The sequence below is a fragment of the uncultured Anaerobiospirillum sp. genome, assembly GCF_902485895.1.
Taxonomy (GTDB): domain Bacteria; phylum Pseudomonadota; class Gammaproteobacteria; order Enterobacterales; family Succinivibrionaceae; genus Anaerobiospirillum; species Anaerobiospirillum succiniciproducens.
The window spans coordinates 1-16,732 of the sequence record NZ_CABTML010000071.1 but is presented as its reverse complement, the minus strand read 5'-3'; the positions used below and the strand labels follow the sequence as shown (position 1 = coordinate 16,732).

The following is a 16,732-nucleotide window of genomic DNA, read 5'->3' as shown; positions in this document are numbered from 1 at the left end:
GAACATGACAGGAACGTAACTTTTGCTCGCTACATCTACATCTCAAATTGACAACTTGACTTAGAAAATACTTATAAGCTCCGCTTAATTAACAGCTTTACGTAAGAGCACTTTTTAGCATGCAGTAATTGAGAACCATGTACTTATGAAGCTAACGAGTATGTTTGAATGTATTCCCCTTATGCTGAAGATACTGTTATAAAATCAAACCATGTATAAATCGCTAGAGACGAGCAAAACACGCAAGCTACCAAGTACTCAATTAAGGTATTAAAACAAGCCTACGAGCCTAGCAAGACTCAAACAAAATATACCAATCCATAGTTAGGCTTAGATAAAGCTTTCAATAAGCTTAAAGCTATCTTTGTCTAACAATATTTTGATCTAAAGGTTTTGAGAGCTAAAAAATCTCTCACATACTTTATTACCAAAAATACTAGTTCACTGTTATCTTAGCACAGCATGCAGGATATGGCCTTTTTCTGTGAGCTATATGATAGATATATGCCCATTTTAAGCGCTTTTTCAAACATAACTGCCTAAAAATAGGATTCCCTATTCTTTTCTGGCACTAAAGAGTGCATGCATATCAATACAAGCGATCTGTCTAAACACAAATCATTATGTATCCACTGTACTTTAGTTTTGATAGATTACTTAAGGCACAATAGTGTACTAATGCTTTTGAAGAATCTCTTGCACGTGCATATATAGCCCATCATGCATATGCCGATTAAGGATAGCTAAGTAAGCTATTACGTTAATCCTTTAGATAGTGCTAAATGAGATTTGCTTGAATAGAGGTGCACGCATCTGCTGTCCTTGTCTTAACGCTCGCAGCAGATTCGTTTATAAAAGGAGGGAACCCATGCTCTTAGCGTCGATAGTCAAAGTCCCATAAAGGAAATCACTCATCTGCTAAGGCAGGTACTCATGTGAATGCTTATAAGCTCTCGCTCAAGCTAAGCATATGCTCATAAGCTAATAAGTTGCTCAAGCTAAGCATATGCTTGTAAGCGCTAGTGCAAGCTAAGCATATGCTTCTAGCTACATTAGCGTGAACTAGCTTGATAAGACAGGAATGAGATAAAAGACTCGAAATAGCTTTCGGTATCGTCATTACGTCCTGAGATGCTAAGGAGTACTAAGTTGCCAGGCTCACCATAAACAAGGGCTTCGATATCATCATCGCAATTAAAGGCCCAAGCTTTCTTTAAGATGTTGGATCTTACTGGCAAAGTGCAATTCATCTGCTCAGCTGCTACGCGTGAGAAAGTCTCAGCACTTACTTGAGAGCCAGACTTATCAGCAATATAAGTAACGCTTACTGCAATAGAACCAGACTCGTGTACATAAGATAATGAGTTATCCATGCTTGGATTAGGCTGAACACTCCAAAATGGTGGGCATGGAATGTTTTGGGAGTAATCTTGTGCAGTAACATCAGCTTTCTCTGCATGAACAGCCACTTTATCTAAGTTGTCATCAGCATAGGATACACCTGCACAAACAGTAGCTAATACGGATGCTGCGCAAATAGAGCGCCATAATGATAGAGAGTGATGCATCTAAAAACTCCTTTTGCCCATACACATCTTAACTTTGCTGTGTACGATGGCCAAATACCTAACGGCAGCAATACTCAAATATAAACATGGCTGCCGTTAAATACTTTAGTAAAACTTACATTAGCTGCTTGCAACAATAAGGCTGCCATAGTGGCAGCCCTATTTTATGGCTCTTAAGTCGGCGATAATGCGCTATTAAGCTGTACCTTAAGTACTTTCTTATATAGCAGCGCTATTTGTAATCACCTTTGAGCACAAAACGTTAATTACCAATTACTTCTTGGCGTTAGCGTTCAGAGAGTCAACCATTTCCTGAGCGATGGTCTCAACTGGGCGATCACCGTCTAAAGCTAAGTAATAAGTCTTACCCTCAGATGCAAGCTTCTTGTAAAAAGCTACGAGAGGCTCGGTCTGGTTGTGGTAAACCTCAAGACGTGAACGTACAGTTGCCTCTTCGTCATCAGCACGGATTACGAGGTCTTCACCAGTTACGTCATCCTTGCCCTCAACCTTTGGTGGGTTGTAGACGATGTGGTAGGTACGGCCAGAGGCTAAGTGTACGCGACGGCCTGACATACGCTTAACGATCTTCTCATCAGGAACCTGCAGCTCTACAACGCCATCAATCTCGATGCCAGCCTCAACTAAAGCCTCAGCCTGTGGGATGGTACGTGGGAAGCCGTCAAATAAGAAACCGTTCTTGCAATCATCAGCAGCAATACGCTCTTTTACCAGGCCAATGATGATCTCATCAGATACAAGCTTGCCTGCATCCATTACAGCCTTAGCTTGTAAACCTAATGGAGTGCCTTCCTTGATAGCAGCACGCAGCATATCGCCAGTGGAGATCTGTGGAATGGAGAATGCCTTGGTTAAAGTCTGAGCTTGGGTACCCTTACCAGCGCCTGGTGGGCCTAACAGAATAATGCGCATGATAGCTCCTGCTGTTAAAAGTAATCTGATAGTCATGCATTATACAAGATATCTTGCATACGCACCAAAACGAAACTTGCATCGCTATACGTACGCCACTAGCTAATAACATGAAGGCCCGCTGGCTCTTAGCAGCTAGAGTATGGCGGCTTGCTAGATCTTAGCCACTAAAGTATGGAGGCCTGCTAGATCTTAGCCGCACAAGCATGGCGGCTTTATAGCTGTATACCCAAAGCTGGTCTATAAATAAGAGCGTTGAGCCATTAGCGTAGCAGACGCTAGCGCTATAGCTTGAGCTTGATGAGGCAAGTGCGGCCATAAATACGACAAAGGCCATAAGTAGATTGGTACTTATGGCCTTTATTTTTTGATGCCAAAAGGCAACTGTATTTAGCTTAAGCTAGTCATTAAGCCTCTAAGCCAGTAGCTACAGTCTTGCGCTTGAGCATCATCTTATTCATTAAAGATACGAACTCGCGTGGGTTCTTTAAGGTGCCCTCATCAGCAAGAGTTGCCTGCATAAAGATGAGCTTTGCCCAATCCTTAAATACAGTCTCATCAATCTCGCTATAAGCTTCCTTAACGATCTCGTGATCTGGATTGATCTCCATGATGTACTTCTCGTCAGGTAACTCAGTGCCCTGCATCTTAGCAATGAAACGCATCTGACGGCTAAAGCCAGCACCGGCTGCAGACTGAACTAAGCAAGCAGGAGACTCAGTTAAGGAGCTAGCAACACGCACATCTTCAACGCTATCGCCTAAAGCTTCCTTAAAGCGCTTTACGAGATCCTCGTTGTCCTTACGGAACTGCTCTTGCTTCTCCTTCTCAGCGGCATCTTCAAGATCGCCAAGCTCGAGATCGGCGGCAGTTACGGAGATGAACTTCTTGCCCTCGTACTCATTTAAGAATGAGCACATCCACTGATCGATAGGCTGCTTCCATAAGAGCAGAACTTCGATATCCTTAGCCTTTAAACGCTCTAAGTATGAAGAGTTTACGGCCTTATCATAATCATCAGCGCACAGGTAGTAGATGTTCTTCTGACCTTCCTTCATACGAGAGATGTACTCGTCTAAGGAAACATTGCAACTTGCTGCAGTGTCATGGGTAGAAGCAAAACGAATCAGCTTTAAGACCTTGTTGCGGTTCTCGTGATCGTCAGAAACACCCTCTTTAAGTACGTCATTGAAAGCAGCAACAAACTTTGCATACTTATCTTTGTCTGCACTTAACTTCTCGATGAGGCTTAAGGAACGCTTAGTAATAGCGCTCTTTAACTTGCGAGATACCTTGCTCTCTTGTAAGAGCTCACGGCTTACGTTTAATGGCAGTGCATTAGTATCAACTAAGCCGCGCATAAAGCGTAAGTACTGAGGAATAAACTGCTCATCCTCATCCATGATGAATACACGCTGTACATACAGCTTGATGGAGCTGTGATTGTCACGCATCATCAGGTTCATTGGAGCTACTGATGGGATGTAGAGTAATGAGGTGTACTCAAGCTCACCTTCTACCTTGTTGTGAGACCAGGTTAAAGCATCTGCATAGTCAGTAAAGGAGTGCTTGTAGAAGTTCTGATACTCTTCATCAGTGATGTCTTTTGGAGTACGAGTCCACAGAGCCTTTGCATCATTAACCTGAACATACTTGAAAGTCTGAGTAGGCTCTTTCTTCTCACCCTCTGCGCTCTCACCCTCATCCTTGTTCTCTTCATAAACACTGTCATAAAGCTCAACAGGAGTAGAGATGTGGTCAGAGTACTTAGTGATAGCCTGACGTAAGGTCCAAGAGTCTAAGAACTCTTTCTCGCTATCCTTTAAGTGCAGAACGATAGAGGTACCACGGTTAGGTACATTAATGTTCTCTGACTCAAAGCTGCCATTACCAGTAGAGAACCAGCGAACACCCTCATCAGCAGAGGCATTAGCGCTACGTGAAATTACGGTAACCTGATCTGCAACGATGAAAGCAGAGTAGAAACCAACACCGAACTGGCCGATTAACTGTGAGTCCTTAGCTTGATCGCCAGAGAGGTTCTTGACGAACTCTTCAGTACCAGACTTAGCAATGGTACCTAAGTTGGCATTAGCCTCTTCTAAGGTCATACCTAAACCATTGTCAGAAATGGTTAAAGTACCGGTGTCCTTGTCAGCACGCAGACGGATCTTAAAATCTGGATCTTCCTTGATGAGATCTGGATTTGTCAGGGACATGAAGTGCAGCTTATCGATAGCATCAGATGCATTAGAAATAAGCTCGCGCAGGAATACCTCTTTGTTTGAGTAAAGAGAGTGGGCCAGTAAGTTTAAAAGCTTGGTAACTTCGGTCTGAAAGCCGTGTACAGTAGCTGACATTTAAAAAATTCTCCCAAAGCACATCTAACCGTCATAAGCGTTAGTTTTTTAAGATCGGCTTTTGTGTCATAAAGACCAGCAAAACGCTCATCAAACGCCATCAACAAACGGTTTCTTGCTGTTTGAAAGATATATGGGGACAGCTTGTTATACTTTCAAGTGCATCACTAAACTTTTTTCACTTCACGCCACACAAAATACCCACCTTCAGCCAAATTTATCAAATGGACGAGCACCTCATAGAAGTAATTAATGCCAATAACAATTAACTTAAAGGTGGTGAGCGGCCAATGTCTGATCTTATTCAAAAATCGCACCGCTCAGCTAATGATCGCGGATCTACTGTATGTGCAGTCATGCTAATAGATTAAGGTAGCTATTAGGCTTTTGTAGACAAGCATGCTTTGGCGCATGCAGAGCAATTAACAGGCGAGGTGTCTACGATCTTGAGTTTACATGAGCTAGTTGATTGTGTTGCTAGCTCAAAAGATCATGACTTGAGCATATGCCTTTGCAAGATCATGACATGAGCATTTGCCTATGCAAGATCATGACTTAAGCAAGTGCTAGTGTATGCATTGATAGTCTATTTAAGATCGCAGCATAGCTGTAGCATATAAGTGGAGTGAGAATGTGCCTAGATCATGGCATGGCATGGCTATGGCCATGGCATGAGATCGCCATGGCTCGTGTGCGATCTTTAGGACTCGTATGGGCGGCGGTTCATAAGAGCTGAGCCGAGAGTCTTTTGGTCGACGTTATCAAGATCACCGCCTAATGGAACGCCTGATGCGATCTTGGAGATCTTTTGTATGTTGTGGTGCTTAGCCATCGAGGCAATAAAGGATGCAGTTGCATCACCCTCAACAGTTGGATTAGTAGCTAAAATCATCTCATCAAACTTGTTTTGCGCAAGCAGCTGATCGAGCTGATATAAGCCTAACTCTTTAGCACCAACTCCATCGATTGGAGATAAATGGCCGTGTAATACGAAGTACAGACCAAAGAAGTTATTACTATTCTCAATGGCCTCAACATCAGATGGACTTTCAACCACGCACAGAGATCTTGCCTTATGACGCTCCTCTGATGCGCATAAATTACACAGATCATTATCTGAGTAATTACGGCAACAGCTACAGAGCTTGATATTGTTCATTGACTCGATTAGTACCTGGCCTAATTCAACTGCGGCCTGTCTACGTCTGTCGAGAAGATTATAGGCAATACGTGTGGCTGAACGATGACCAATGCCTGGCTGTATTTGCAGTGCTTTGATCAGTTTGTCCAATTGAGCGGATGATGACATCTTGTAACTTCTTAAAAAACAAAACCCGGTTTCCTGATTACGGATCACCGGGCTTGATGATACTCAATGCTGTCTACTTATATGACAACAGTATCCGTACGTACATCAAATGATGGACGAAACTTTAGAAAGGAAGCTTCATGCCTGGTGGCAGAGGGATACCAGCGGTAACCTTTGACATAACAGCCTTGCTCTCTTCCTCAACACGACGGCTAGCATCGTTGCAAGCTGCAGCAATCAGATCTTCGATCATTTCCTTGTCGATTTCGCCTTCAAATAAAGAATCGGCGATTTCAACACGACGAACTTCGTGACGACCGTTAACGGTAACCTTAACTAAACCAGCTCCTGACTCACCGGTGCACTCTAAGGCTGCTGCCTCTTCTTGAGCCTTGGCCATACGCTCCTGAAGCATTTGAGCCTGCTTCATCATATTGTTCATGTTAAACATGTAATCGACTCCCAATAATTCAATGCTGCTATTTTGACTAAGCTAGAACCAAAACACAAGGGTCTTAGATAAAAGCGACGAACAATCTCAACAAACGCATGAGATAAAAAGGCAAATTGCAAAGATAGATTGGTAGTCTTTATGTTGTGTATGTGGTCTAAAAACAAAGCTTGAGGTTACATATGAGACTACTCAAGCTTACCCTCGTGCTGTGTGGTACACACCAAATTTAGTTGCCTCTATCTGTTAATAGCTCTTAGCATTTAAACCTAAGATACTGCACATAAAAAATGCCAGGACAACCTAGTGCTGTACTGGCATTTGAGGAACCTAAGCAATGAGCTTTTGATTAAAAACTCTACTGAGGGATTAAATTTTGTTTTAGGTAGCTAACAGTTTTTTGCTTACTACCTAAACATCTAGATCTGCTTTACAGGAATCTGAATGGAGGTACGTGCCTTACGCTCTGGACGGAACACTAAATACAGAGCAAGTAGCACAATCACACCTGCTACCACAGTACCTGGGCCAAAGCCTACCTGACCAGTGATAAAGCCACCAAGCTGGTAGATTACCATGGCAAGGCCATAAGCGAAGGCAAGCATGTAAACAACAGCAAAGGTAAACAGACGTGGGCTCTTAAGCTGACGACGCATTGCACCTAAAGCTGCGATACATGGAGTTGAGAACAGGTTAAAAGCTAAGAAAGCCATAGCTGCAGCTGAAGTTGAGAACTCAGCATTTAATGCAGCGCCTAATGAAGCATCATCCTCAGCAACCTCGCCTAAGCCAAGCAGCACAGCTAAAGTACCAACCACGTTCTCCTTAGCAAGAAGACCAGTGATAACGGATACTGAAGCCTGCCAGGATGCAAAGCCAAGTGGAATAAAGATAAAAGCGATAGCTGAACCGATAGCAGCCAGAATGGAATCATTAACCTCAACCATACCGAAACCTTCAGAGGTGAAGTTGAAGTTAGATAGGAACCAGATTACTACTACGGTTGCAAAAATTACGGTACCGGCCTTGATAACGAATGCACGGCAGCGCTCGTAAGTTGAACGAAATACGTTACGCAGCTTTGGCATATTGTAGTTTGGCATCTCAAGAACAAATGGAGATACTTCCTCTTTAAAAGCAGTATCTTTCTTTAAGATGTATGCAGTAAAGCCAATGCTGAAGATAGCTAAGAAGTAAACTGCAGGAGCAACGAAGGTTGACTCAGGGAAGAATGCAGCTGCAATCATAGCTAAGATTGGGAGCTTAGCTGAGCATGGTACAAAGGTAGTGGTAATAATGGTAATGCGCTTCTCATTGATATTATCAATGTTATTAGTAGCCATAATAGCTGGCACACCGCAACCAGAGGCAACTACCATTGGAATGAAGCAACGACCAGAAAGACCGAAGTGACGGAAGACACGGTCAAGAACGAATGCCACACGAGTCATATAACCGCTTTGCTCAAGAATAGATAAAAGAGCAAAGAGAACGATCATTTGAGGTACGAAACCTAAAACAGCGCCAACACCACCGATAATGCCGTCAACTACTAAACCAGAGAGCCATTCTGGAGCTGAGATACTCTCCATCAAGGAAGTAGCTGCTTCAGTAGCATAAGTTCCAAAGAGCACGTCGTTGGCGTAATCAGTACCCATAGTACCAATGGTGCTTACTGCTAAGTAGTAAACCATCCATACTACGCCGATGAAGATTGGGATACCTAAATAACGGTGAGTTACTACATTATCGATCTTACGTGAGATGTCATTGTAGATACCCTTACCCTTTACTACGCACTGAGCAATTACGCTATCAATAAAGCTATAGCGCTCTTGAGCAATCAGAGACTCAACATCAGTAGAATACTTCTTCTCAAGGTTTAAGATCTCACGATTGATGATGCCTAGCTCAGCTTCATTGTTCTTATACTGCTGCATAAAGGCTTTATCATTTTGCAGTAAAGACATAGCAGCAAAGCGGCTGTTACCTTCATTAGATTCATTCTTAAGCTCTGAGGCAACTGACGCAATAGACTGCTCTAAAGCCTCATCATAAATCATGGCTGATGGAACAGTGGCGTTTTCAATAGCTTCAAAGAGCTTATCAATACCAAAGCTATTAGCTGCTGAGATGGCAACTACAGGTACGCCAAAACGCTTGGACATAGCTGCAGTATCTATCTTGATGCTCGACTTTTCAGCCTTATCAATCATGTTCAGTGCAATAACCATTGGTCTTTTAAAGGTCATGACTTCACAAGTTAAAGATAAGGAACGCTCAAGGTGGGTGGCATCGACTAAGTTAACGATGACATCATAATCACCATCGATAAGGAAATTACGGGAGACAATTTCCTCTGGTGAATATGGAGAAAGAGAGTAAAGACCAGGAAGGTCAACAACCTTCAAATTCTGTGATGAAACGAAACCAGCAACCTTATCAAGGGTTACACCAGGCCAGTTGCCAACATACTGATTAGAACCGGTGATGCAATTAAACAGGGTAGTCTTACCGCAGTTTTGATTGCCAATCAAAGCAATAGTCTTGCTCATTTGTTTTCGTGCTCCTTGATACTAGGCGATTTCAATCAGCTTAGCGTCATCCTTACGGATGGTTAAGGCATAACCGCGCACCTCAAGCTCCATTGGGTCACCCAAAGGAGCAAGGCGCATAATCTTGACCTGAGTGTTTGGGGTCAAGCCCATATCAAGCAATCTGCGACGCAGGGAGGTATTATGGCCATTAACTGCACTCACAGTACCACTCTGACCAACCTCTAAAGTATCTAAAGTCTTACTCATAATATGTATTTAAGCGCTTTGGCTTCTCAAAAGAATCCGCAGAAACCCAGAAACCTGGTTGACACGACACAAGAGAGTTAAAAACAGAGCAAAGAGATGTTTTAACTATCTTTGTTCAAGCTGACTTGTTGTCGAGGTAGCACTGCGCTTATAGCGGCGTGCTGCGCTACACCAAATGTGTCTGAGTATTGTACGCCAAACATCACCTTAAGCTGACAAATGAGATAGAAAAAACCATTTGTATCAGGTATATATCATGGTTGTATGACTACCTGAGGATGTAGAGCGTTCAATTTTGTTAAAAAGTAGTCACCAAAGAAGTGGTATTAACTTGAGCTTCTTCAACCTATTGTGACTAGCCTCATGTATGACACTGCTAAGAAAAAGTAACTAGCAGCTCCATATGTTCAGGTCTTCTTGCCATTCGGCTTTACAAGCGCACTGTAAATAAATGTTTCTTCTACCATGATTGCACCTGACCTTGCTTAAGTTTTGTGGTCAAGCTTACAAAGCTAGAAGTGACTAACAATAGTTACCCTACACTTGCACAAATTAGTCTATGCTTACTGACACGAATTTGCAACGACTTTCTTAAGTTTTGATCACAAATGAACCACAGCAAAATGCTTAAACCATGGGATTTTTGATAAATCCCTTTACGTATCTAGTTTTGCGAAGAGGACATAAAAATAAACACTTAACTTGTCTCACAAGTAATCAGATCAACGAATAAAACTGTAGCTTTCAGATAGAGACTTTTACCCACTATCTATAGCTATAACAGGCCATAGCTCATAACAACCTCATAGCACTACTCAATTAATACCTTGTCGTCACAATTTGATAGCTTCATACGCTGAACTACAACCTCTTAGATCTCAACTCAAACATTTGCAGCTCTTAAGTTTTTACCCAATACAGACAAGGTGATGCCTAAGTTTTGTTTGCCCAATACAGGCAAGGCCATGCCTATGATTTATTTGCCCAATACAGGCAAGGCCATGAATACGTTTTGTTTTCCCAATACAGACAAGATGATGCCTAAGTTTTTATTTGCCCAATAGTGGCAAGGCTGCGCATATGTTTCTTTTCCTTTTGCATACATATATGTGTAGACATAAGCCAAGTCTCTAAAACTGCTAATTTTGCATTGGCACCATATTATGTTGTGAGCGATAGTTTTACAGTACAAGCAAAAGAGAAATGCTGATTTTTATGCCAATTTTCGAGAGATATAGTTAACATAAAACGTACTCTTGCTTGTCTGACAAATTTCCTCAAATCAGACAATTACGGTGCGAAAAATGGGATCTACATCCAGATAATTTTTTAGCAATGAGAGCGAACACTCATTTTGCTTAGAAACTTAGCATCAAATCTTCCTTAAACCAGTACAATCGTATGCGGTTTAGACTGACATTAGGTGATCTTTTGTCTAGCAAAGACTAGCCTCCGTTTAGGAGCTCTTTGCTCACTATCTAGCGTACAGCTTGCACCTAAGCGTTAATCTATGGTGAGAGAAGAACAGTTTGATCTTGTGGCAAGAGCGCAGTTAATTATTTAGTTGCCCTCCATAAGATGATCTCGTATCTATCCAAAACAAAACAATGACAGTCAGCTATCAAGCTTTTAAAAGCGCCTTAGTTAAGGCGTACTTTTACTCGCTTGTTTAGTAATTTACCAAAGATATACAAAGTGTTTCTTTGGCAAGAGTGCTCATATAACACTCACCACCATCTTGCTATGTCCTGACTGTGGTTTGTTGAGGTTTGTTAAGGAAGGAGTCACAAATGCCTAGGTATATGTGGTTTATCATTGCAACCATTGGCCTTTTAGTAGGCTATTGGCTGTACGGCAAGTTCGTTGAAAAGGTTTTCCAACCTGATCCTAATCGTAAGACACCAGCTGTTACCAAGTTCGACGGTGTTGACTATGTTTCCATGCCAAAGTGGAAGCTGTGGTTAATTCAGCTGCTTAACATTGCAGGCGTAGGCCCTGTATTCGGCCCTATCATGGGTGCTTTATACGGCCCACAGGCTCTGTTATGGATCGTATTAGGTTCCATCTTTGCCGGTGCAGTGCACGATTACTTCGGTGGTATGTTATCCGTCCGTTACCAGGGCGCTAACGTTCCTCAGATCGTAGGCTACAACTTAGGTAAGTTCTTCAAGCAACTGATGCGCGTATTCGCCATTATCCTGCTCTTATTAGTAGGTGTGGTATTCGCAACTTCTCCTGCAAACCTGCTTGCTAAGCTGACCCCTGAGTCACTGGACTTCTTATTCTGGCTTGGCGTTATCTTCGTTTACTACTTCATTGCTACCTTAGTACCAATCGATAAGTTAATTGGCCGAATCTACCCAATCTTCGGTGCACTCCTTATCGTTATGGCCGTGGGCGTAACTGCAGCATTATTCTTAAAGATGCCAGAGCAGTTCTACTCATGGGCTGAGTGGGGCGTAAATCCACATCCTGCTGATCTGCCATTATGGCCTTTAATGTTCATCACCATTGCTTGTGGTGCATTATCTGGCTTCCACGCAACCCAGTCTCCTCTGATGGCACGCTGCATCGAGTCTGAGAACGAAGGTCGCATGGTATTCTACGGTGGTATGATTGCTGAAGGCTTCATCGGTCTCGTATGGGCAACCGTAGGTATGACCTTCTACGTATCTCCAGAAGAATTAAGCGCAACCATTAATGCCGGTACCGCTTCTGCCGTTGTTTACGATGCATCTATCGTTCTGATGGGTTCATTCGGTGGTCTTTTAGCTATCTTAGGTGTTATTGTTCTGCCAGTTACCTCTGGTGATACCGCTTTCCGTGCTGCACGTCTTACCATTGCTGAAGTATTCAACTTAGACCAGACCCAGCCAATTAAGCGTCTGTACATTGCAGTGCCATTATTCGCACTTGGTATTGCTCTGTCATTCATCGACTTCAACATCATTTGGAGATACTTCGGCTTCTCCAACCAGGTACTCGCCGGTATTATGCTCTGGACTGCAGCTGCATACCTCTACCGTCGTAACAAGCTGCACTTAATCTGCTCTATTCCAGCAGCATTCATCTCTGCAGCATGTGTAACCTACATTATCTACGAGCCAAACATGGGCTTAGGCGTTGACATCTTTATCGCTCAGATTATCGGTCTTGTTGCAGCCGTTGGTATGTTCGTAGTCTTCTTAATGTTAGGCAAGAGCGAAATCGAAGGCGCTCCAATGGATGTTTAATCCATAGCCTAAATATATTTCTTAAAGCTGGTAGCACACTAGCTACCAGTTTAAAAATGCCGCACTTGATGCGGTATTTTTATTTCTGCGCTACAACAAAACCTATCCATACCTCGTCTGCCAAAACATCACAAGCTCTCTAACCCCACCTCAATCTTAGCTAGCTCATAGCTATACTGTTAATTGCCCTGCAATTGCCACTTCCCGCATCATTGCCTTGTTAAAGAGCAGTTTAGCCTTAATTGCCCGCGCTTGAGTGTACATAGGCTGCATAAAACAAAGAATCTACTAGCGATTTACCAAGCATTCACACTTTTGCTAACTTTTAGCCATACAAGCAAAAGGTCTGCTTATTTGGTACAGATAAACGAAAGGGCCTACTGCCTTTGGGCGTTGACAGATGGACAGTAATGCCATTTTCAGGCGTAGATATACGGATAGCCATGCTACTTTCAGGCGTACATTGACGGAAAGTCATACTGCATTTGGGCGTAGATAAAAGAAAAGGCCGGCCACCTTTTATAGGGTAACCGACCTTTTCTTTTAGCTGAGGGACACTGCGATCTTTGTAATCGCTGCATTCACTCAACGTGGCATAAGAAGCGTAGCCGCTTAGCTATCTTAGAAGTTGATAGCAGCGCGTACGTAAGCGCCATTGGAGTTGTCAGTCTCAACGGTACCGATGGAGTTGCCACCTTGGTCGTAGAACTTGAACTCACGGTCGAAGTAGGAAACTAAGCCAGCAGAAATGGTAACCATCTGCACTGGGGTGTATGAAACGCCAAGACCTAAACCGTAAGACTCTTCACGCATGTAGCCATTCTTAAGCTTAGCTGGCTTTGATGAGTCATCATCTAAGTTGTAGGTATCACGTACAGTCATGAAGCTAGCATCAACAGCCCAAGTTGGGTTGAAACGATACTGAATACGGGTGCTTGGGTAAGCAATAGAACCAGTCCAGCCAAGCTCATGATTTTTGCCAACCTCAAGACCAAAGATAGGCTCGAAGATGTTATCAGCTTCGTTAAGACTAGCAAAGGCACCAGCAAATGCGGTAATGCCGTTCATGAACTCCCAACCTACAGCAATACGTGGGGAAATGTTGTAGCTGTTACCGATATCCAGATCGCTCTCGTATAAAGCAGCGAGGTTTAAACCTGCATAGTAACGGATGTTGGAAGAAATGTAGCCATCGTAACGTAAGTCTACATATACCTTGTTAAGAGAATCAAATGGAGCGTTGTTGAGGTTGGAAAAATCGTAATCAGTACGAGTTACACCAACAGAAATCCAATCAGTACCACCATTAATGCCATAGCTGGTGGTCTTCATCTCTGCATTTGAGCCCTTGATATCAGCATCAGCAGTACCAACGAGATCCAGGTTTACAAAGAAAGGAGCAGCAATAGCAGCTGATGAAATAGCGCAGGCAGCTACAGTAGCTAATGCAGCAGATATTAAAGAACGCTTCATAAAAGAATCTACCTCAAGATAAAACACAAATTAACGTATATGACAGTGCATGTAAAATCTCATCAAGATACAGCATGGCACTGCATATAAAGAGGTGCACCTCTTTAATTACTTGCTTAGCTATGACATTGCTCTTTCTTCTTTGCATACCAATTAATTGAGTACACTGCCTTGGGCACCAAATATTAGTAAAGCTCAATGGACTACAAAGAAGAAAGGACACAAAGCGCTAAGCTTGTTAGATATATGTATGCTGCGTTTTATGTCTTAATGAGCGGCGGGATTATAGCAACGTAATAATTTTTCAAACTTTACCAAATTAGTTTGTTTGTCAGTAAAAACGAATATTTTTTACTCTAAACTGCCAATATTAATGTGTTTGAGAGTATCTAGGGACAGACTAAAAAAGCCCACACATTAAACATGTGTATCTGTAATCTATGATATGTACTAACACTTTTCTTAAAAATGACGATCAAGGTTAGAGAAGTTGGTCGTAATTTCCACTAAAAAATGATCGACTTTTGCTCGATTATTTGATGATCGACTTTGCCGTAATGATGTAAACAAATCTGATTTCTTTCTTAGATATTGGTTACTAATGTGACTAGTATGGCAAAACTATCAACTGAGTTGTATGCTGTATCAAGATTGACGTGCACAGGGCTGTTTAAACTGATATTATTTTTCATGCACGCCGCTGCTTTAATTATTCACATGCCATGCTTTATCTTGGCCTATGAAAGATTGAAGATATAGACACTCACATAGCTTCTCAATCAGTTCTATATTAATTGAATACAAAATGTAGCAGTGATTGATAAGCAAGTCCTCGGTATGCTTCATTTTATAGTGGTTAGGAGATGTAATCTTGCTTAAAACCAAAGTTTGGATACTCCTAAGAGACACCGTGTTTATACACAAGTCCAAGTAACCTTTATTAATGAAGTGTATTGCACTTGCCAAAGGCAAGATGCATATGTGCATATTCTTGTTTTGTCTAAAGTCGAATCAAGCATCCGTCTTGTTCACTTAGCAGCGCATCAATCAAACACATAAGTTCAGGCATCGAGCTAACAAGCTTAGAAGTCTATTTACAAAGCACCTTAATTAGTCATGCACTTTGAAGTGAGTAACCTATATTGATCTTGTCATGAACAAGGTAAACCTAGACTCAAATGTTTTAAAGAATGCAGGACTAACGTATCTGCTCAGCTGTAGCATTGATAACTGCGTAAGCCAATAAGACTTGGATCAAGTTGGGACGTAATCATGTTCTACACTCACAATAGCTCTATACGTAACTTAATACGTAGAGCAATTATGGTTTTCGCTTCATTAGCCATGATTATCGGTCTGAGCGCATGCTCTGACGAATCAAAAGTGGCTAAGGTTGATGGCAAAAGCGGTAGCACTAATGTAGTTAAAGCTCAAATTGTCCTTAAGGTAGGTTACGACGGTGTTGCTGGTGAGCCTCTAGATCTCGGCATGCAGCGCTGGAAAGAAGAACTTGAAAACCGCACTCATGGCAGAATTTCTCTTGAGCTTTATCCAAGTGCATCTTTAGGTGAAAAGAACTCAATTTTAGAGCGTATGCAGCAAGGTGAGCATCTCGCTACTGTTGTAGATGGTGCCAGCCTCTATGCCATGGGGGCCTATGACTTAGGTGTTCTGTATGGCCCATATCTGTTCAATAACTGGGATGAAGCTTTACGTCTTGTAGACAGCAAGTGGACTAAAGCACAATTTGATAAGTTATCTAGAGAACACAACATCAGAGTTATATCCTTTGACTGGTGCTATGGTGTGCGCCATCTTTTAACTACTCGACCAATTACCAAATTCTCTGAATTACAAGGTCTGCGCATTCGTACCCCAATGAATGACATTCAGTACAGGACTTGGCAAACCTTTGGTACTGAGCCTACTAAGATGCCAGCAACTAAGGTTTTAGCCGCACTGCGCAATAAAGAGATCGATGCTGTAGAGCGACCTATCGCTACTATTTATGCAGGTGGCTTTTACAAAGCAGCTTCATATTTGTTAAAAACTGCCCACGTATATGATCTTAGTGGTGTAGCTGTTTCCAATGCATTCTGGCAGTCACTAAGCACCTCAGATCAGGAGATCTTCAAACAAAGCTGCGATCGTGCTGCAAAATTCTTTAATGTGGTTCAAATGGCTGAGGAGCATGCTGCACTTAAACATCTGATTGCTGCTGGTGTAACTGTGACCGAGCCATCTCCACAGTTCTTTAGAGATATCAACACTGCAGCAAGATCTTTCTATGCTCGTCGTGACGTTTCTGAGCACTGGACTCCTGGTCTTTACTACCAAACTGTTAACGCTAAGACCGTGCCTTGGTCTTACTACACCGGTAACGGCTTAGACCCTGAAACTGGCAGCCTAAAGAAATAACAAATCTCAATCTTTCCTTTTAACAAACTCAGGCCTTCCTTTAGCAAGGCCTTTTTGTTTGATACCTTCCATTTTTAAGCATTTCACTGACATTGGGGAGTTGCCTAAGTAATTAAGAAACAGCCTATTAATCGCATTCAATATGAAAACAGGATGCTCGAATAGTATGTATTTTAAGTATGT

General features: G+C 42.3%; 10 protein-coding genes. 2 read left to right on the top strand and 8 right to left on the bottom strand.

Going from position 1 to position 16,732, the window contains the following annotated elements; translation table 11 throughout:
* Positions 1-1,052: 1,052 nt before the first annotated feature.
* From RDO37_RS05965 to RDO37_RS05935, 7 genes are all read right to left on the bottom strand, one after another.
* Positions 1,053-1,568: a hypothetical protein gene (locus RDO37_RS05965; protein WP_273324192.1), complete on the bottom strand. Its 516-nt coding sequence runs from the start codon at positions 1,566-1,568 to the stop codon at positions 1,053-1,055.
* 273 nt (positions 1,569-1,841) lie between these two features.
* Positions 1,842-2,501 (bottom strand): adenylate kinase, encoded by a 660-nt coding sequence (gene adk / locus RDO37_RS05960; RefSeq protein ID WP_027939431.1) that lies wholly within the window; start codon positions 2,499-2,501, stop codon positions 1,842-1,844.
* Between the two features lie 407 nt (positions 2,502-2,908).
* Positions 2,909-4,861 carry a molecular chaperone HtpG gene (gene htpG, locus RDO37_RS05955; protein WP_308498436.1) on the bottom strand — a complete coding sequence of 651 codons (1,953 nt, stop codon included), beginning with the start codon at positions 4,859-4,861 and terminating at the stop codon, positions 2,909-2,911.
* Between the two features lie 700 nt (positions 4,862-5,561).
* Complete coding sequence (recR, locus tag RDO37_RS05950; RefSeq protein ID WP_027939433.1) at positions 5,562-6,170, bottom strand: recombination mediator RecR; 609 nt, start codon at positions 6,168-6,170, stop codon at positions 5,562-5,564.
* Positions 6,171-6,294: 124 nt separating this feature from the next.
* On the bottom strand, positions 6,295-6,621 hold the full coding sequence (locus tag RDO37_RS05945) for a YbaB/EbfC family nucleoid-associated protein (protein ID WP_027939434.1): 327 nt from the start codon (positions 6,619-6,621) through the stop codon (positions 6,295-6,297).
* 419 nt (positions 6,622-7,040) lie between these two features.
* A complete protein-coding gene (gene feoB / locus RDO37_RS05940; RefSeq protein WP_308498435.1) occupies positions 7,041-9,176 on the bottom strand; it encodes a ferrous iron transport protein B in 2,136 nt (711 codons plus the stop codon).
* Between the two features lie 21 nt (positions 9,177-9,197).
* Positions 9,198-9,425, bottom strand: a complete 228-nt coding sequence (locus RDO37_RS05935) for a FeoA family protein (RefSeq protein WP_044121528.1) — start codon at positions 9,423-9,425, stop codon at positions 9,198-9,200.
* Between the two features lie 1,790 nt (positions 9,426-11,215).
* On the opposite strand from RDO37_RS05935, the gene RDO37_RS05930 reads away from it, so the two are divergent.
* Positions 11,216-12,658 carry a carbon starvation protein A gene (locus tag RDO37_RS05930; protein WP_308498434.1) on the top strand — a complete coding sequence of 481 codons (1,443 nt, stop codon included), beginning with the start codon at positions 11,216-11,218 and terminating at the stop codon, positions 12,656-12,658.
* Positions 12,659-13,279: 621 nt separating this feature from the next.
* Here the strand turns inward: RDO37_RS05930 and RDO37_RS05925 are convergent.
* Entirely contained in the window at positions 13,280-14,131 is an 852-nt protein-coding gene (locus tag RDO37_RS05925; RefSeq protein WP_273319648.1) for a hypothetical protein, read from the bottom strand.
* Between the two features lie 1,272 nt (positions 14,132-15,403).
* On the opposite strand from RDO37_RS05925, the gene dctP reads away from it, so the two are divergent.
* Positions 15,404-16,549, top strand: a complete 1,146-nt coding sequence (gene dctP, locus RDO37_RS05920; protein ID WP_308498433.1) for a TRAP transporter substrate-binding protein DctP — start codon at positions 15,404-15,406, stop codon at positions 16,547-16,549.
* Positions 16,550-16,732 lie beyond the last annotated feature (183 nt).